Below are 16,284 nucleotides of genomic sequence, written 5' to 3'. Positions count from 1 at the left end.
CCCATACTCCGCGGCTAATGTTGTGATCGGGACTCGTCCTCGCAGCGCTGCACAACAAGCAAGATTTGTGGTTATGGGTCCCGGCCTTCGCCAGGACGACAGCGAATTTGTTGCGCAATCACGCACAAGACTATGATTGCAATGGCATAGGGAGAACGAAGCTACGCCTTCTCTACGCCGCACCATTCCGCGATGAACAGCGCCATCGCCTTGGTCGCTTTCCGCAGCGACTCCAGTTCGACATATTCGTTGAAGCCGTGCATCGCCGCGCCGGTGGCGCCGAAGCAGAGGCTCGGGATGTTGTGGTTCAAACCGTAGAAGCGCGTGTCGGTCAACGCGGTGAAGGCGCGGTCTTCCACAGCGCCGCCATAGACGACCGAGTGCGCCTTGGCGAAGGCAGCTTCCGGTGCCTCGGAGTTCACCAACTCGTAGCCTTCCGACAGGAAGCCCGACCATTCGACCTGCGGCGGATTGTTGGAGAGGAAGCGATGATCGCGCGCCGCCGCCGACACGCAGGCCAGAATCTCCTTCTGGCACTCGGCGATCGACCAGCCCGGCAAGACCGCGATGCGGCAGTCGACGTCGCACCAGGCCGGCACGCTGGAGGCCCAGTCGCCTCCCTTGATGATGCCCGGATTGAAGTTGATCGGGTGATTGACGCCCTTGAAATGGCGGTCGGCCTTGGCGCGCTCGTTCCAGGCGATCTCGAGCTTCTCCAGCGCATGCACCAGATGATACGCCGCCATGATCGCGTTCGAGCCCGCGCCGGCCTCGAACACATGCACCGGGAAACCGCGCACCTTCAGGCGGAACCAGATCACGCCGACCTGCGAGCGGATCATCTTGCCGTTGGTCGGCTCCGGGATGAAGCAGGCATCGGCGCGATAGCCGCGCTGCAAGGTCGAGAGCGCGCCGACGCCGGTGCTCTCCTCCTCGATCACGGACTGGAAGTGAATCCGCGCCGTCGGCTTCAGGCCGGCCTTCCTGATCGCATCCAGCGCATAGAGCGCGGCGATGGTGCCGGACTTCATGTCGCAGGCGCCGCGGCCATACATCCTGCCGTCCTTGATGACGGGCGAGAACGGCGGCGTCTCCCACATCTCGAGCGGACCGGTCGGCACGACGTCGCAGTGGCCCTGCAGGATCAGCGATTTGCCGGTATTGCTGGCCGGGCGGTAGGTGCCGACCACCGTGCGTGCCTTCGAGAAATCATGCTCGATCGAGCCGAAGCCGCGCAAATCCTTCAGCTCGTCGAGATTGATGTGCCAGTCGTCGACCTCGTAGCCGCGCTCGCGCAGGAGATCGCCGATCATGTCCTGGCACGGCCCCTCGGCGCCGCGGGTCGAGGGGATCGCGACAAAGGCCTGCGTCGTCGCAAGCTGCGCATCGAATCCCTCATCAACAGCGGCAAGGATTCGTTGTTGCGTCTCGGCAGTCATGCTTTGGCTCCATCGGGAAAACAGATCAGGCGGGAGCCGCAGCGTAGCCCGATTTCACTCCGCCTTGTATTGCGCAAAATAGGCATCCCGCAATGCATCTTCGAGCAGCCGGCCCTCCGAATAACCATCGAGCGTCTTCGGCCGCGTCACGCCGTCGAGCAGCCGCGGACACGGCTCCGGCGCGCCGAGCACGGTGCGCACCGGAATGCGCTCGGCATAGATCGGCAACTCGTAATCCTCGTCATCGTCGGCGACGCCCTTGGCGCGAATTTTTGCCGAGGCCTCCTCGATCTCCATCGCGATGAACGAGGTCGCCTTGATCTCCTGCTTGTTGCTGGCACGCAGGCTCGCGGTGCGCTCGGGAAAGAAGCGGTCGACCATCGCGACGATCGCGCGTTCCTTCTCTGCGGGGTCGGTGACGAGATAGGCCGACCCGAACGCCATCACCGCGCGATAGTCGGCCGAGTGGTTGAAGCCGCAGCGCGCCAGCACCAGGCTGTCGAGATGGGCGACCGTCAGGCACACGCGTTGCCCTTCGGACTGGTTCTCCAGCATCCGGCTCGCGCTCGAGCCGTGCCAGTAGAGCCTGGTGCCCTCGCGCCAGAAGAAGGTCGGCGTGCAATAGGGCTGGCCGTCGATCACGTAGGAGACGTGGCACAGCATCGAGGCGTCGAGGATCTTGTGCACGGTGGCGTGGTCGTAGAAGCCGCGGTCGTGGCGGCGCTTCACGCGGCTGCGGGACGACATGGGATAGGACGGAGCGGATGCGCCTTCGGTCACGGTGAGCCTTTCGAAATCTGGAATCTGTCCAGAGTTGTAGCGGCTCATTTGGTCTGCGATAGTGCCAATTCCATGCGAAAAATTCCGACCAATTCTCGGGAGCCCGCGGCGCGCAAGGCCGAGCTGCCGCTCGATCTCGCCGGCCCGCACGTCACCCCCGGCGCGGCCTCGCAGCAGCGGCTCTATCAGGCGCTGTGCCACGCGATCGTCGGCGGCCTCGTCAAGCCGGGCGAGCCGCTGCCGCCGTCGCGCGCGCTCGCCAAGCAGACCGGCTTCCGCCGCAACGCGGTCACCACGGCCTATGAGCGGCTGATCGCCGACGGCTTTGCGGTGGCAACCACGGGCTCCGGAACTTTCGTCGCGGCGCGCATTCCGGCGCAGGCCGCCGCACCGCGCCGCGCAAGGATCGCGATCGAGCCGCCGCAGCACAATGCGCTGTCGCTCGGCTGCACCCATATCGACGAGCGCGCATTGCAGCGCTTCCGCGCCTTCGCCGGCCGCAGGCTGCGCGCCTTCGGGTCCGAGCATCTGCATTACGGTGATCCCCGCGGCAGCAGCGAGCTGCGCGCGGCGATATCGGACCATCTGCTGTCGGCGCGCGGGCTGCGCTGCGACCCCGACCAAATCATGCTGGCGTCCGGCACGCTGCATGCCCTGCGCATCGTGCTCGGGGCGATCCTCAAGCCCGGCGACCAGGTCTGGTGCGAAGACCCTGGCTATCCGGCGGCGCGGCGCGCGATCGAGCATTGCGGCTATCGTCCGGTGTCGGTGCCGGTCGACATGTCGGGCATGCGCATCGACAAGGGGCGCGCGTCCGCGCCGCAAGCGCGCGCTGCCTATGTCACGCCCTCGCACCAGTTTCCGCTCGGCGTGCAGATGTCGATGCCGCGCCGGCTCGAGCTGCTCGACTGGGCACGGGATGCCGGCGCCTTCGTGTTCGAGGACGACTACGACAGCGAGTTCCGCTACGACGGCGCGCCGCTGTTGTCGCTGGCCGGCATCGATCATCTCCGCCGCGTGATCTACATGGGCACGTTCGCGAAGACGCTGTTTCCCGGATTGCGGATCGGCTATTGCGCCCTGCCCGAAGCCTTGATCGGCCCGGTGACGGCGGCGCGCGCCGCGCTCGACCGCTTTCCCGCCACGTTGATGGAAGGCGCGGTCGCCGACATGCTGAACTCCGGCGCCTTTGCGGCTAACTTACGCAAATCGCGCAAACTCTATCGCGAGGCGCGCGACATCCTGGCGTCGACGCTTGTGAGCGCATCCGAAGGCGAGCTCACAGTTCCCGTGCCCTCGCAGGGCCTGCACCTCGTGGCGCGGCTCGATCCCGCGACCGATCCGCTGATTGCCGCGCAGGCAAAGGCTAATGCCGGCGTCGGCGGCTGGCTGCTCGCCGAGACCTATCATCGCGCGCCGCCTCTGCCCGGCTTCGTGCTGGGATTTTCCGGCCATCCGGTTCCGCAACTCGTTGCATCGGCGGAACGATTGGCGAAGACAACGCTCGCCGCGCTGCGCGCGACGCGCAAGACATCGGTCAAGCCATCCGCCAAGCCGCAGCGCTCTAGGAGAATCGCAGTCACCTGACTAAGGTCGCCCGCGTTCAGTCAGTGTCCGCTTACGGAGATACCGGATGCCAAATCGCAACGTCCTGTATCTCGTGATCGCCGCGCTGGTCGTGATCGCAGGCATGCTCGGCTACAATCTTTATCAGGCGAACAAGCAGCCCGAAGGCCTTCAGATCAATGTCGGCCCCGACGGGCTCAAGATCCAGAACAAGTAAAGGAGGCTGCGATGCTGCGCTTGGGATTCGTCGCGCTGGTCAGCGTCGCAGCTCTTGGCGCGATGACTCAATCCGCCGCAGCAGAGCAGTCCTACATGCGCGAGGGCGACATCGTCGATCTGCGGGTCGGCCAGCGCGTCCTTGTCGATGACGGCTCGTGCCCGGCCGGGCAGATCAAGCAGGTGGTCGGCTCCAGGCTGAGCCAGAACGGCGTGGTGCGGACCAGCAGCTGCGTGCCCCGCCTCGCCAAAAAGTAAAACGCCCCGCTGTCGCGAGGCGCTGCGGTCCTCATTGCTTTGATGCGCGGCTCAGTTCGAGACCGGCTCGAACATGCATTGCAGGGTCGGCTTGGCGATCTTGGTGAAGGTCGGGCCGATCTCACCCTGCTTGGACGGCGGCACCCAATCGGTCTCGATGGTCGGCACGCCGGTCTCGCTGATACCGCGCAGCAGCGCCTGGCGCAGGTCGGGATCGTCCACGGTCGCGGCGGCGTGGTCGTGCAGGCAGCCGCACACCGCCTCGGGATGCGCCCAGCGGCCGAGCATATGCGGCGCGCATTGCCGCACGAACTCGTCGCGCGGTTCAGGCACGCGGTACAGTGAGCGGATCTGCATCGATTCGAGGGGGAGCTGGGATTGGGCCTGCGCGGCGCCCGCCAAAGGCCCCATCAGGACGAGCGATGCCAACATCGCGGCGGAACAGATACGGAGCAGCATGGGGAGCCTTTACCGGCAGTTCTATTTTTTGCGTCGCGCTCAGTTTGCCTGCGCCAGCACCATCGGGGCCGGGGTGACCACCGGCGAGCCGTTATAGGAGAAGGTGCCGATACCGGGCAAACCGCTGTCCGGGGAGCCTGCCATCGACGAACCGGCCATCACAAAGGCGAAGGTGAGGATCAGGCTCATGGTTCGCATCTGACAGTCTCCGTTATTCCGCTCGGCATCCGGCGCCGTTATGTGACGGTCTGATAACGATCTGCCGTTTCCGGAGTTCTGCGGAACAAGCCGAAAATGGTTTCGTCGGAACTCGAATTGTTTCGTCGACCAGCGGTCCACGAAACATTCGGCGGAAAACACCAATGATTTCATCGGCAGGAGCGTGGCTGAAAGGCTGTTGAAAACTTCGCACGACAATGCCGGACCCCGGCCACTGCCGGAGCGACGGCCAATTATGCGTGCAAACTGAACGAGCTAGCGCGCTTTGTTAACTTTCCTTTGCTGAGAGGAGAAGCAGCACAGCAAGGGCGGCGGTGAACCGGGCGGCGGTTTCGTCGACTCATGTCTGGGCGCCGTGCAACCATCTTCGCGGTGGCACGTTGTCGTAATCCCTCCCGATCCAACGAAGGATGTCAGTCGTGGGCAATGGCAACATCGGTGTTGGCAATGAATCCGCGGCGAGCAAATCCGGCCAGCAGCAGATGACGGCCGCGATGCCGCAGCAAGGCGCCTACGTGATGGGCGACAATGAGTGCGCGCCGCAGAAGCTGGTCCGCCTCGTCGGCTGCCGCGACTCGAAGGTCAAATCGGGCCTTGGCATCAGCGCGAAGCAGTTCGGGCAAACCGAGCGCTAGCTCGCCCACCGCCTCAGCCGCCTGGGCCAAGCCCCTGCTCCAGCTATTGAATGAACTCGCCGCACTTCTGCACGGCAGCATCGGCCGCGCCCCACGGCATGATCGGCACCGACGACGTCGAGTTCTTTGGCGAGCCCTCGATCAGGCGGTCCGAATAGACCATGTAGACCAGCACGTTGCGCTTGGCGTCGCAGCCGCGCACGATCTGCATCTTCTTGAAGAACAGCGACCGGCGCTTGCTGAACATGTCATCGCCCTGCCCGAGCTTGGTCTTGAAGCGGATCGGCCCGATCTGCCGGCAAGCCAGCGAGATATCGGAGACTTCCTCGGCAAGGCCAAGCCAGCCCTTGAAGCCGCCCCTCTCCGGCACCGTGAAGTGACAGGCGACGCCCTCGACCTCGGGATCGTCGACGCCATAGGTCGCGAGCTTGTCGTTGGGGCTCACCCATTTGAACACGGTGGAGCGGCGAAAGATCAGGTCCGGCTCGTCGGCCGCGACCGCAGGACCCGCCTGCCCCAAAGCCAGCAACATCAGCAGCACCGCGCATCCCCATCGAGACAACCGTCGCAGGTCACACAAGCTCACAGTTCTCGATGTCATTGAGGTCTCCGCGGGGTGGGTCCCGCCTATGTAGTGCGCAAACGCCGCACAGGAAGGCGCTGACAGTTCGGTGATCGAACGCGGCGCTTTAACCTCTTGTGAGGCTTTTTTGTTACTCTTTCGTCGAAAATACCGCCCTCACGGAAGGGTTAGATCGCTTGCGCTGGTGAACGCTTTGTGCGTCTGCGACAACCAACATGTAGTTTGGACTGGGATTCGGAATATGCGCGCAGGTGGACGGCGGATTTCGGTTTTTGACTTCGCGAATGAGCGGTTCTGGCAGCTGGCAATTCTGACGACCGCCGGCACCGTCGCCGCCTCCACGCAGGCCGATGCAGCGCTCTATTACTGGAACCGCGACTCCGCCTTCTACGGCGACTACGAGCCGATGCCGCAGCCGCACCGGCAAAAGCCGAAGCGCAACACAGCCAAGAAGAATCCGGCGATCGAGAAGGAGGCCGGCAGCAAGCCGCAAGGTCCCCTGATCATCTCGGTCTCGATCGACCAGCAGCGGGTCAGCCTCTACGACGCCAACGGCCTCTATGCCGAGAGCCCGGTGTCGACTGGCATGAAGGGGCATTCGACCCCGATGGGTGTCTTCAGCGTCATCCAGAAGCAGAAGTATCACCAGTCCAACATCTACAGCGGCGCGCCGATGCCGTATATGCAACGCATCACCTGGTCGGGCATCGCCATGCACGCCGGCGTGCTGCCCGGCTATCCGGCGTCCCACGGCTGCATCCGCATGCCGATGTCGTTCGCGGTCAAGATGTACAATTGGACGCGGATGGGCGCCCGCGTCTTCGTCACGCCGGGCACGATCTCGCCGGAAAGTTTCTCGCACCCGCTGCTGGTCACGCAAAAGGTGGCGCCGCAGCAGCCGGTCGCCGACGACATTCTGAAGATGGATGCGCCGCTCGGCGTGAAGAGCGACAAGGGCGCCGACAAGCAGTCTAGTCTCGATTTGCGCAGCAGCGTCGGCCATGCCGCCGCGTCGCTGCGCGACAACACCCACACCGCCGACGCCAGCAGCGCGATGCCGGCAGCGAGTGCGTCAGTGACAATGTCCGATGCATCCTCTTCCACGGCGCGCGACGCCATCGCGGAGAAGATCGCAGCGGACAAGTCCGAGACCGTGAAGCCCGAGACGGCCGCCGCCGACAAGCCGGCCGAGACCAATTCCGCCGGCCACGACAGCAACGCGACCACAGATGACAAGACGGTCGGCGAAACCACCGCCAGCACCGACACGCCAAAGAGCGAGGTCTCCGCAAGCGATCCGGTGAAGGCGGAAGCCAAGGCCGACGAGCCGAAGGCGGACGCCGCCAAGCCTGGTGTTGCCGAGGCGCCCAAGATCGATGCACCGAAGACCGACGCACCGAAGGCCGATGCCTCGAAGGCCGCTGACAAGCCCGCCGAGGCAGCGACTGCAGCCGATGCGCCCGACGCCAAGAAGGATCCGGCGCGGCTGCCGGGCACCGCCAGGATCGACGTGCCGAAGCGCGCCGGCCAGATTGCGGTGTTCATCAGCCGCAAGGATTCCAAGCTCTACGTGCGGCAGAATTTTGCACCTCTGTTCGAGGTGCCGGTGACGATCGCGGCAAGCGACCGGCCGCTCGGCACCCATGTGTTCACCGCACAAGCCGACAAGACCGATACGAACCTGCTGCGCTGGTCGGTGGTGACGCTGCCGACCCGCAACGTCGCCCGCATCGACGTCGAAGAGCGTACCTCGCATCGCCGCAAGGTCGCGGCCGCAGCAGTGGCCGAGGCCAAGCCGCAGCCGGTGACCAACACTCCGGCCGAGGCGCTCGACCGCATCTCCATTCCGGCCGACGTGATGGCGCGGATCAGCGAAGCTCTCGGCACCGGCGGATCGATCATCGTCTCCGACCTCGGTGTGAACCAAGGCGAGACCGGCGAAGGCACTGACTTCATCCTGCCTTTGCGCTGAGGCCATCCGGGCGACCCGCTTCCGGCAATAACGCCTTCTTGAAAGCCTGCGCGTCCCCTCCGGATTATGATCCGGACGAACATCTGTTCCGGGGACGAGACCATGATGGACCGCAGGACCCTGATCGTGACCGCGATCGCCGCAGCCGCGGCATCCCGCCCGCTGCATGCCGAGCAGCCCGCGATAAGCCGGATCACCGCCTACGCCTTCTCATTTCCGGCACTCGGCGGCGGCGATATCAGACTTGCCGACTATGCCGGCCGTCCGCTGATGATCGTGAACACGGCCTCGCTTTGCGGCTTCACGCCGCAATATGCCGGCCTGCAGCAACTCTGGACCGAATTCCGCGATCGCGGCTTCGTCATCATTGGCGTCCCCTCCAATGATTTCGGCGGCCAGGAGCCCGGCGGCCCGACCGAGATCGCCGAGACTGCGCAGCATCAATATGGCGTCACCTTCCCGATCGCGGCGAAAGCAATCGTCCGCGGCGCGAGCGCGCATCCGTTCTACCGCTGGGCGGCGGAGGCCCGGCCGAAGGACGTGCCGCGCTGGAATTTTCACAAATACCTGATCGGCCGCGATGGCTACATCGCCGACGTTTTCGCTGAGTCGGTTGCGCCCGACGACACGCGCATCAAGACCGGGATCGCACGGGCATTGGCGGCCGCCTGAGATATGACGATAATCCCCGGAATTAACTGATCCGACGAGGATTTTGGACACGCGCTCGCCACGTTCATTGCCTTGGCGTCGCCACTGCGACTAGGGTACGATCGGTTGGGGGCGAAGCGACCCGGTCGCGGCAATGCCGGCGTCGGGAGCGCGAGCAGCAGGGAACACGCCATGCGCATTGCGACAGGTCTGATTTTTGCGGGGACCGTATCGTTGCTCGCGTCGAGCGCAGCTTGGTCGCAGACGTCGCCCCCCAAGGGCGCTACTGCGGCACCGACAGCACCAGCACCAGCGGCCGCGGCTCCCGCGCCCGCCGCCGCAGCCCCGGCAGCGGCCACTGCAACCGCAGCCCCGGTTCCGCCGAAGCAACCGCCACAGCCGGCGCGCGCCGCCTGCAACAATCCGAACGCGCTCGGCGTCGGCCGCACGGTCGAGATCGACACCACCGGCGGTCCGGGCTTCGGCTTCGAGCATTTCAAGCAGCTCGACTTCCTGCGCGACCATGAGGTGGTGCTGACCTTCGACGACGGCCCGTGGCCGGGCAACACGCCGGCGGTGCTGAAGGCGCTCGCGGATGAATGCACCACGGGCATCTTCTTCCCGATCGGCAAGCACGCGACCTATCACCCCGAAATCCTGCGGCAGGTCTATGCCGCCGGCCACACGGTCGGCGCCCACACCTGGTCGCACGCCAATCTGAACAACAAGAAGCTGACCGAGGATCAGAAGAAGGACGAGATCGAGCGCGGCTACGCTGCGGTCAAGTGGGCGCTCGAGACCTCACCCTCGCCGTTCTTCCGCTTCCCGGCGCTGCAGCATCCGCCGGAGATGGTGACCTATCTCGGCAACCGCAACATCGCGATCTTCTCCTGCGACCTCGACTCCTTCGACTTCAAGGCGAGCAAGCCGCAGCAGGTGATCGACACCGTGATGAAGAAGCTGAACAAGCTCGGCAAGGGCATCATCCTGATGCACGACTTCCAGAAGCACACCGCGGAAGCGCTGCCCACGCTGCTGACGCAGCTCAAGGCCGGCGGCTACAAGGTGGTCGCGATGCGCGCCAAGTTTCCGGTAACGGTGCTGCCGCAATACGAGCAGGAGCTCGCCAAGGACGTCAAGCTGCCGACCGTAAGCTCGCGCCCGGTGAACAGCGTCGTCACCACCGTCGATCAGCAATAACGCCGGCGACAATCCTGGTGCCGGCGCTGCGTATCGAAGGCTTCGTCATCGTCTCCGCCGATGGCCGGCTGGCGAATGCGCGGAATGTGATGCCCGACGACCTCAAGATCGAGGGCGACAAGCGGTTCTTCACCGCGGCCCTCGACCGCGCCGACCTCGTCGTGCATGGCCGTCACTCCCAGGAAGAGCAGCCAAACGCGCCGAAGCGGCGGCGGCTGATCCTGACCAGCAAGGTCGCGGCCACCGCGCCCGACCCCGACAATCCGAAGGCGCTGTTGTGGAATCCCGCCGGCTGTCCGTTCGAGACGGCGAGCCGCGAGGCCGGCGTGACCTCGGGCATGGTCGCGATCATCGGCGGCCCCGGCGTGTTCGACATGTTCATGGACCGCTACGACACGTTCTGGCTCTCGGTCGCCCCGAAGGTGCGCATCCCCGACGGCGAGCCGTGCTTTCCGGGCGTCCCTGCCCACACCCCGCAACAGGTGCTATCAGCGCACGGCCTGCACGCCGGCGCGCCGCAGCTGATCGATGCCGCGCAGGATGTCAGCGTGACGCCGTGGCGGCGAAGCGCATAGATCCCGAGCAGCTTGCGATGAACAACGGCATGACCTCCGTGGCGAAGGCCGTAGCTCTTGTGGCGATGGCGTCGCTGGTCGCAACCAGCGCAGTCGGCGCCTGCAAAACCACCCTGCGCGGCGAACTCGTGCAAGCGCCCGGCGACCGCAAGGCCTCTGTCGGGGAATTCCTGTACTTCTATCTCGTCGAAATGACGCCGGAGAGCCCGACGGGCTCGGAGAAGCTCTTCCAGTCCTTCGTGGTTCCCAACATGAGCAAGACACTTCCAATTCCGTTCGCCCTGGAGATCGAACAGGCCAAAGACTGCCCAGGCAAACTCGAGCTGCGCGTCGATACCAAAGACCGAGACATCATGCGACTTGGCACGGATGCGTCGTCGGCTGGCAGGAAAACGGTCCGCCTCGAGAGGTTTGAAAGCGTACCTATGTGGGGACCATCTTTCTGAACGTCGCAGAGGGGGTTAGCGCCAGCGTAACCCGCCACCCCTCTTGCCGAATGCGCAGGTCGGCGGGTTACGCCTTCGGCTAACCCGCCCTCCACAGCTGCGTATCGTCCTACACGTCCCCATAGGCCGGGTCGTCGCGGCGCGGGCCGCGGCCGTAGCCGGCGATGATGAACAGCGCGCCGATCAGCGACAGGTTCTTCAGCGCATCGATCAGCGTCCTGAGGTTGTCGGGCGCCGGCTGATTCCAGAAGTCATGGAAGTAGAAGGTGGCGAAGCACACGAAGATGATCAGGAGAATCGCGAAGAACCGCGCCAGCACGTTCACCGCGATCATCAGCCCCGCGACGATCTCGAAGCCGCCGATCGTGACCGCCAGCAGCTGCATGAAGGGCATGCCGACGGCGGTTTCGATCTGCTGCGTATAGGGCGCGACCACGGCCGGGATCGTCACCTTGGCCGCCAGCAGATCCGCCGTCGCCTGGATGCCGAACAGCTTGCTCGCTCCCGAATAGAGGAACAGCACGGCGAACAGGATCCGCCCGAAGGTGATGAACGCTGGCATGGGTCGGCCTCACTGGATGGCGGAAATCGGACGAAGCAGGCGAAGCGATTATGGTCGCTCCGCCTGCCTCGATCAAATCGAATCCATCTCGGTTCAAACACGATGCGGAAAACCGCGCTGCGGTTTTCCGAACATAACGTGCTCAAACAACGGCCGTCAGCCGAACAGCGTCGGCTGCGCGCGGCCGGCGCGCTCCTGGGCTTCGACGGCGGCAACCGCCGTCATGTTGAGGATGCCGCGCGCCGTCACGCCGGGGGTGAGGATGTGCGCCGGGCGCGCCGGACCGATCAGGATCGGCCCCACCGGCAACGCGTTGGCGAGCGATTTGATCATCTGGTAGGCGATGTTGGCGGCATCGAGGTTCGGCATGATCAGGATGTTGGCCTCGCCTTCCAGCCGCGACTGCGGCAGCACCAGGCGCCGCGCCGCCGCCGACAGCGCGGTGTCGCCCTGCATCTCGCCGTCGGCCTCGATCTCCGGATGCTTGTCCTTCAAGAGCTGGGTCGCCCGCCGCATCTTGCGCGAGGAATCCGTGTCATAGCTGCCGAAGTCGGAATGTGACACGAAGGCGACCCTCGGCTTGAAGGCGAAGCGCTGGACGTGGATCGCCGCGAGCGATGCCACTTCAGCGAGTTCCTCCGCGCTCGGGTTCGGCCGCACCTGGGTATCGGCGAGGAAATGGGCGCCGGTGGAGGTGATCATCAGCGCCAGCGCGGCATAGTCGCTGACCCCCGGCAGGAAGCCGATGATCTCGCGGACATGGCGCAGATGGCTCATGTAGCGGCCCTCGACGCCGCACAGCATCGCGTCGGCCTCGCCACGCGACACGGCAAGCGCCGCGATCACGGTATTGTTGGTGCGGACCACGGTCCGCGCGGCCTCCGGTGTCACGCCGCGCCGGCCGGCGACGTCGATATAGGACTGCACATAGGAACGGTAGCGCGGATCGTCCTCGGGATTGATCAGGTCGAAATCGCGGCCGGCCTTGATCGACAGGCCGAAGCGCTTGATCCTGGTCTCGACCACCGACGGCCGGCCGACCAGGATCGGCCGCGCCAGCTTTTCCTCGAGCACCACCTGCGTCGCGCGCAGCACACGCTCGTCCTCGCCTTCGGCGTAGATCACGCGCACCGGCTGGGTCTTCGCCTTGGCGAACACCGGCTTCATGGTGAGGCCGGAGCGGAAGGCGAAGCGTCCGAGATTGGCGGCGTATTCGTCGAAATTGGTGATCGGCCGGGTCGCGACGCCGGACTCGATCGCGGCCCTGGCCACCGCCGGCGCGATGCGCAGGATCAGGCGCGGATCGAACGGGCTCGGGATCAGCGAACCGGGGCCGAACCCCTGGGTCTCGCCGCTCTCGAAACCATGGGCCACCGCATCCGACGGCGGATCGCGCGCGAGCTGCGCGATCGCGTCCACCGCGGCATGCTTCATCGCCTCGTTGATCGCGGTGGCGCCGACGTCGAGCGCGCCGCGGAAGATGAAGGGGAAGCAGAGCACGTTGTTGACCTGGTTCGGAAAGTCCGACCGCCCGGTGCAGATCATCGCGTCGGGACGCGCCAGACGCGCCTCATCCGGCATGATCTCCGGCACTGGATTGGCCAGCGCCATCACCAGCGGCTTGTCGCCCATCTGCTTGACCATTTCGGGCTTCAGCACACCCGGTGCAGACAGTCCGATGAAGATGTCCGCGCCGGGAATGACGTCGGCGAGCACGCGTGCGTCGGTCTTCTGGGTATAGACCGCCTTCCAGCGATCCATCGTGGTGTTGCGGCCCTCATAGACCACACCGTCGATGTCGCAGACCCAGATGTTCTTGCGCTGCGCCCCCATCGAGACCAGCAGATTGAGGGTTGCGATCGCGGCGGCGCCGGCGCCCGAGCAGACGATCTTCACGTCAGACAGTTGCTTGCCGTTCAACAACAGCCCGTTGACGATCGCCGCGGCGACGATGATGGCGGTGCCGTGCTGGTCGTCGTGGAAGACCGGGATCTTCATGCGCTCCTTGAGCTGCGCCTCGATCTCGAAGCACTCAGGTCCGCGGATGTCCTCGAGATTGATGCCGCCGAAGGTCGGCTCCAGCGCGGCAACGGTCTCGACTACGCGCTCGATCGTGTCGGCCTTGATCTCGATGTCGAACACGTCGATGCCGGCGAATTTCTTGAACAGCACCGCCTTGCCTTCCATGACGGGCTTCGAGGCCAGCGGACCGATATTGCCGAGACCGAGCACCGCGGTGCCGTTCGAGACCACGGCGACCAGATTGGCGCGCGCGGTCAGCGTCGCCGCCTCGGCCGGGTTCTTGGCGATCTCGGTGCAGGCGGCGGCCACGCCCGGCGAATAGGCCAGCGCCAGGTCACGCTGGTTGGCAAGCGGCTTGATCGCCTGGATCTCGAGCTTGCCCGGCCGCGGCAGCCGGTGATAGGCGAGCGCCGCGTTGTGGAGTTCTTCAGACGATGACGACATGCGTGCTCCCCGCGTTTCCGGCCCAAATTTCTTGTTTCTGTGCTAATCCAGGCAAAAGTCAGTTGTCCGGCAAATCGAGCCGGATGTGAAGCATGTCCAACCACTTGGATGCAACATCCGATAATATCCCCGTCAATAGGTCCGGGCCGGCCGTTCATCGACGCCTGCCCCTCCCCGCGCCATTCGGCCGGGATTGGCAATTTTTTTCCCTTGATGATCCGGAGTTGACCGAATGAAGAAAATTCTGCTCGGCCTGATCGCCGTGGTTGTGATCGCGGCCGCCGGCTTCTTCGGTTTCGACTTCTACGCCCAGCGCCGGGTCACGCGCGACGTCGAGGCCGCCTTCGAGCAGGTCCGTGCCACTGGCGCCAAGGCGAGCCACGGCAAGATCACGTTCGACGTCAAGAGCCGCACCCTGACGATCGCGGACGTCGCCACCGAGTCGGGGACGCAATCCCCGGTCAGCGTCAAGATTGCCAGTCTCACGATGACCGGCCTCGGTCAAACCGACGCGGCACGGGTCTCCGCCGGCAATGTCGAGTTCAGCGATGTCGAGATCGGCATGTCGGGACCGACCCCGACGATCGCCTCACTGACCTACAAGGCGCCGCGGATCACGGTGAAGGATTATTCCGGCCCCGCCAGCCTGCCCCAGCTTCCGGCGTCGTCGTCGATCTTCGAGCTGTACCGGTCCGCGTTCGGACTGCTCGCGAGCATCAACGCATCATCGGTCGCTGCGCCTAGCCTGACCGGAACGATGACCTTCAGCGCCGCCGCAAAAGCCGGCGACGGCGCCGGCGGCGAATTCGCCTATTCGGGCATCGCCATCGAAAACATGAAGGACGGAAAAATCGCGTCCAGCAAAACCGACAAGGTTGTGTTCACGATCAACCAGCAGGCGGCCGGCAAGCCGATCAAAATGACCGGCGAGCTCGCCAACATCGCCGCGACCGATATCGACGTCGGCGCGATGGCTGCGATATTCGATCCAGGCAAGGCCAACGATGACAGGGAGTATCGGATCCAGGGACACGTTTCGGCCGGTCCTTATGTCATTACCGCCGGGCCCGGTGTGAACATGCGGATCGAGGGAGTGACCGTCGACGACACCAGGATCAATCCGTCACGGATGCAACTGCCGGCGCTGCTGGCAATGATCCCGCCGCAAGGGAGTCCGCCGCCGTCTGCCGCCCAGGCACGCGAACTGCTGGACAAGGTCGCCGGCCTCTATTCGGGCATCGGAATCGCAGATGCCGAGATGCATGGGCTCTCGGTCGAGACGCCGCAGGGCCCGCTCAAGCTCGCCTCGATGCGGTTCAACTTCGAACACGGCAAGATCGGCGAGCTTGCGGTCGAGGGACTCGATACCCGTGCGCCGAACGGTCCCATCAAGGTCGGACGCTTTGCGCTGAAGTCGCTCGACGTCGCCAACTTCATGCGGCTCTCGGCGCAGTTCGCCGCGCAGAAGCCGTCGGCCGAACAGGCGCTGGCGCTATTCCCGCTGATCGAAGGCGTCGAGGTCAAGGGCGTCGCGTCGCCCTACAAGGCCACCGGCAAGCCGGTCAACATCGACGTCCTCAGCCTCGACTGGGGTCAGTTCGTCGGATCGATCCCGAGCAAGCTGCGGCTGACCGCGAAGCTGGCGGCGCCGCTCGATGCGGCCGATCCGCGGCAGCAACCGCTCGTCGCTGCCGGGATCGACCGGATGGCCGTCGACGCCGATCTCGGCGCCGTCTGGACCGAGACCTCACGCGCGTTCGCGCTCGAGCCGGTCAAGCTCGACATCGCGGGCCTGCTGAGCGCGTCGGCGAAGGTCACGCTCGGCAACGTGCCGCGTGAGGCATTCTCGACCAGCGCCGCGGAAGCAATGGGCGCGGCCGCGCAGATCGAAACCGGCACGATCGAGCTCGCGGTCCACGACCTCGGCGTCATCGATCTCGCCGTCGCTCAATTTGCGCGCACCCGGAACGTCAGCCGCGACGAGGCGCGCAAGGTCATCCTCGACGCCATCAAGGCGCAGGGCGGCGAGATCGGCGGGGGTAATCCCGACGCCACCGCGCTCGTCACCGCGATCGGCCAGTTCATCGAGACGCCGGGACAGACGCTGGTCATCAAGCTCACTCCGCGCGCGAAGGCGCCGGCGCTTCAGCTGATGCAGCTCCTCAAGACCGATCCGCAATCGGCGCTGGCGCAGTTCCGGATCGAGGCCTCGACGGGGTTGTGATTGCTGGGCCCTTACCTGCTTTTCCCTCTCCCC

At 65.1% G+C, this 16,284-nt stretch carries 17 protein-coding genes; 10 read left to right on the top strand and 7 right to left on the bottom strand.

Annotation, left to right across the window (positions count from 1 at the left end; genetic code table 11):
• Positions 1 to 161: 161 nt before the first annotated feature.
• Positions 162 to 1,439, bottom strand: coding sequence for an ArgE/DapE family deacylase (locus ACVMDN_RS15015; protein WP_141340473.1), 1,278 nt, complete (start codon positions 1,437 to 1,439; stop codon positions 162 to 164).
• Positions 1,440 to 1,493: 54 nt separating this feature from the next.
• Positions 1,494 to 2,186: a pyridoxamine 5'-phosphate oxidase family protein gene (locus ACVMDN_RS15010; RefSeq protein ID WP_430641972.1), complete on the bottom strand. Its 693-nt coding sequence runs from the start codon at positions 2,184 to 2,186 to the stop codon at positions 1,494 to 1,496.
• 105 nt (positions 2,187 to 2,291) lie between these two features.
• Here ACVMDN_RS15010 and pdxR point away from each other — a divergent pair, with 105 nt between their 5' ends.
• From pdxR to ACVMDN_RS14995, 3 genes are read left to right on the top strand one after another with little or no spacing between them, the layout of a single operon-like run.
• Entirely contained in the window at positions 2,292 to 3,806 is a 1,515-nt protein-coding gene (gene pdxR / locus ACVMDN_RS15005) for a MocR-like pyridoxine biosynthesis transcription factor PdxR (RefSeq protein WP_456827518.1), read from the top strand.
• A 46-nt stretch (positions 3,807 to 3,852) separates the two neighbouring features.
• Positions 3,853 to 4,002 (top strand): hypothetical protein, encoded by a 150-nt coding sequence (locus ACVMDN_RS15000; protein WP_167350431.1) that lies wholly within the window; start codon positions 3,853 to 3,855, stop codon positions 4,000 to 4,002.
• Between the two features lie 11 nt (positions 4,003 to 4,013).
• Entirely contained in the window at positions 4,014 to 4,259 is a 246-nt protein-coding gene (locus ACVMDN_RS14995; RefSeq protein ID WP_210262764.1) for a DUF6719 family protein, read from the top strand.
• Positions 4,260 to 4,310: 51 nt separating this feature from the next.
• On the opposite strand, the gene ACVMDN_RS14990 is transcribed toward ACVMDN_RS14995, so the two are convergent.
• Both ACVMDN_RS14990 and ACVMDN_RS14985 read right to left on the bottom strand, forming a co-directional pair.
• Positions 4,311 to 4,718: a hypothetical protein gene (locus ACVMDN_RS14990; RefSeq protein ID WP_057019915.1), complete on the bottom strand. Its 408-nt coding sequence runs from the start codon at positions 4,716 to 4,718 to the stop codon at positions 4,311 to 4,313.
• A gap of 39 nt (positions 4,719 to 4,757) precedes the next feature.
• Positions 4,758 to 4,907 carry a hypothetical protein gene (locus ACVMDN_RS14985; RefSeq protein WP_456827517.1) on the bottom strand — a complete coding sequence of 50 codons (150 nt, stop codon included), beginning with the start codon at positions 4,905 to 4,907 and terminating at the stop codon, positions 4,758 to 4,760.
• Positions 4,908 to 5,347: 440 nt separating this feature from the next.
• Here ACVMDN_RS14985 and ACVMDN_RS14980 point away from each other — a divergent pair, with 440 nt between their 5' ends.
• On the top strand, positions 5,348 to 5,572 hold the full coding sequence (locus ACVMDN_RS14980) for a hypothetical protein (RefSeq protein WP_456827516.1): 225 nt from the start codon (positions 5,348 to 5,350) through the stop codon (positions 5,570 to 5,572).
• Positions 5,573 to 5,615: 43 nt separating this feature from the next.
• On the opposite strand, the gene ACVMDN_RS14975 is transcribed toward ACVMDN_RS14980, so the two are convergent.
• Positions 5,616 to 6,173 (bottom strand): CreA family protein, encoded by a 558-nt coding sequence (locus ACVMDN_RS14975; RefSeq protein WP_028332339.1) that lies wholly within the window; start codon positions 6,171 to 6,173, stop codon positions 5,616 to 5,618.
• 223 nt (positions 6,174 to 6,396) lie between these two features.
• Here ACVMDN_RS14975 and ACVMDN_RS14970 point away from each other — a divergent pair, with 223 nt between their 5' ends.
• The 5 genes from ACVMDN_RS14970 to ACVMDN_RS14950 all read left to right on the top strand — a co-directional run bounded on the left by ACVMDN_RS14970 (position 6,397) and on the right by ACVMDN_RS14950 (position 10,999).
• Positions 6,397 to 8,127: a L,D-transpeptidase family protein gene (locus tag ACVMDN_RS14970; RefSeq protein WP_456827515.1), complete on the top strand. Its 1,731-nt coding sequence runs from the start codon at positions 6,397 to 6,399 to the stop codon at positions 8,125 to 8,127.
• 102 nt (positions 8,128 to 8,229) lie between these two features.
• Positions 8,230 to 8,799 (top strand): glutathione peroxidase, encoded by a 570-nt coding sequence (locus tag ACVMDN_RS14965; RefSeq protein WP_057019911.1) that lies wholly within the window; start codon positions 8,230 to 8,232, stop codon positions 8,797 to 8,799.
• A 171-nt stretch (positions 8,800 to 8,970) separates the two neighbouring features.
• Entirely contained in the window at positions 8,971 to 9,978 is a 1,008-nt protein-coding gene (locus ACVMDN_RS14960; RefSeq protein WP_076832034.1) for a polysaccharide deacetylase family protein, read from the top strand.
• Between the two features lie 17 nt (positions 9,979 to 9,995).
• Positions 9,996 to 10,553: a dihydrofolate reductase gene (locus tag ACVMDN_RS14955; protein ID WP_456827514.1), complete on the top strand. Its 558-nt coding sequence runs from the start codon at positions 9,996 to 9,998 to the stop codon at positions 10,551 to 10,553.
• A 17-nt stretch (positions 10,554 to 10,570) separates the two neighbouring features.
• Complete coding sequence (locus tag ACVMDN_RS14950) at positions 10,571 to 10,999, top strand: hypothetical protein (RefSeq protein WP_456835114.1); 429 nt, start codon at positions 10,571 to 10,573, stop codon at positions 10,997 to 10,999.
• 109 nt (positions 11,000 to 11,108) lie between these two features.
• On the opposite strand, the gene ACVMDN_RS14945 is transcribed toward ACVMDN_RS14950, so the two are convergent.
• Positions 11,109 to 11,561, bottom strand: coding sequence for a DoxX family protein (locus ACVMDN_RS14945; protein WP_057019907.1), 453 nt, complete (start codon positions 11,559 to 11,561; stop codon positions 11,109 to 11,111).
• Positions 11,562 to 11,717: 156 nt separating this feature from the next.
• Complete coding sequence (locus ACVMDN_RS14940; RefSeq protein ID WP_456827513.1) at positions 11,718 to 14,027, bottom strand: NADP-dependent malic enzyme; 2,310 nt, start codon at positions 14,025 to 14,027, stop codon at positions 11,718 to 11,720.
• A 232-nt stretch (positions 14,028 to 14,259) separates the two neighbouring features.
• Between ACVMDN_RS14940 and ACVMDN_RS14935 the strand changes: the two genes are divergently transcribed.
• Positions 14,260 to 16,251 carry a hypothetical protein gene (locus tag ACVMDN_RS14935; protein ID WP_456827512.1) on the top strand — a complete coding sequence of 664 codons (1,992 nt, stop codon included), beginning with the start codon at positions 14,260 to 14,262 and terminating at the stop codon, positions 16,249 to 16,251.
• The last annotated feature ends 33 nt before the right edge of the window (positions 16,252 to 16,284 follow it).

Source organism: Bradyrhizobium sp. USDA 4510 (assembly GCF_054059095.1).
Note: the sequence above shows the minus strand (reverse complement) of the source record. Positions and strands in the feature narration are given on the sequence as shown.

What these genes read in the sequence shown, in the direction of transcription:
- ACVMDN_RS14940 (WP_456827513.1), bottom strand. Translation starts at nt 14,027, where the DNA reads ATGTCGTCATCGTCTGAAGAACTCCACAACGCGGCGCTCGCCTATCAC.
- ACVMDN_RS14975 (WP_028332339.1), bottom strand. Translation starts at nt 6,173, where the DNA reads ATGACATCGAGAACTGTGAGCTTGTGTGACCTGCGACGGTTGTCTCGA.
- pdxR (WP_456827518.1), top strand. Translation starts at nt 2,292, where the DNA reads ATGCGAAAAATTCCGACCAATTCTCGGGAGCCCGCGGCGCGCAAGGCC.
- ACVMDN_RS14990 (WP_057019915.1), bottom strand. Translation starts at nt 4,718, where the DNA reads ATGCTGCTCCGTATCTGTTCCGCCGCGATGTTGGCATCGCTCGTCCTG.
- ACVMDN_RS15010 (WP_430641972.1), bottom strand. Translation starts at nt 2,186, where the DNA reads ATGTCGTCCCGCAGCCGCGTGAAGCGCCGCCACGACCGCGGCTTCTAC.
- ACVMDN_RS14950 (WP_456835114.1), top strand. Translation starts at nt 10,571, where the DNA reads ATGAACAACGGCATGACCTCCGTGGCGAAGGCCGTAGCTCTTGTGGCG.
- ACVMDN_RS14995 (WP_210262764.1), top strand. Translation starts at nt 4,014, where the DNA reads ATGCTGCGCTTGGGATTCGTCGCGCTGGTCAGCGTCGCAGCTCTTGGC.
- ACVMDN_RS14985 (WP_456827517.1), bottom strand. Translation starts at nt 4,907, where the DNA reads ATGAGCCTGATCCTCACCTTCGCCTTTGTGATGGCCGGTTCGTCGATG.
- ACVMDN_RS14945 (WP_057019907.1), bottom strand. Translation starts at nt 11,561, where the DNA reads ATGCCAGCGTTCATCACCTTCGGGCGGATCCTGTTCGCCGTGCTGTTC.
- ACVMDN_RS14960 (WP_076832034.1), top strand. Translation starts at nt 8,971, where the DNA reads ATGCGCATTGCGACAGGTCTGATTTTTGCGGGGACCGTATCGTTGCTC.
- ACVMDN_RS15000 (WP_167350431.1), top strand. Translation starts at nt 3,853, where the DNA reads ATGCCAAATCGCAACGTCCTGTATCTCGTGATCGCCGCGCTGGTCGTG.
- ACVMDN_RS14935 (WP_456827512.1), top strand. Translation starts at nt 14,260, where the DNA reads ATGAAGAAAATTCTGCTCGGCCTGATCGCCGTGGTTGTGATCGCGGCC.
- ACVMDN_RS15015 (WP_141340473.1), bottom strand. Translation starts at nt 1,439, where the DNA reads ATGACTGCCGAGACGCAACAACGAATCCTTGCCGCTGTTGATGAGGGA.
- ACVMDN_RS14965 (WP_057019911.1), top strand. Translation starts at nt 8,230, where the DNA reads ATGATGGACCGCAGGACCCTGATCGTGACCGCGATCGCCGCAGCCGCG.
- ACVMDN_RS14970 (WP_456827515.1), top strand. Translation starts at nt 6,397, where the DNA reads ATGCGCGCAGGTGGACGGCGGATTTCGGTTTTTGACTTCGCGAATGAG.
- ACVMDN_RS14980 (WP_456827516.1), top strand. Translation starts at nt 5,348, where the DNA reads ATGTCAGTCGTGGGCAATGGCAACATCGGTGTTGGCAATGAATCCGCG.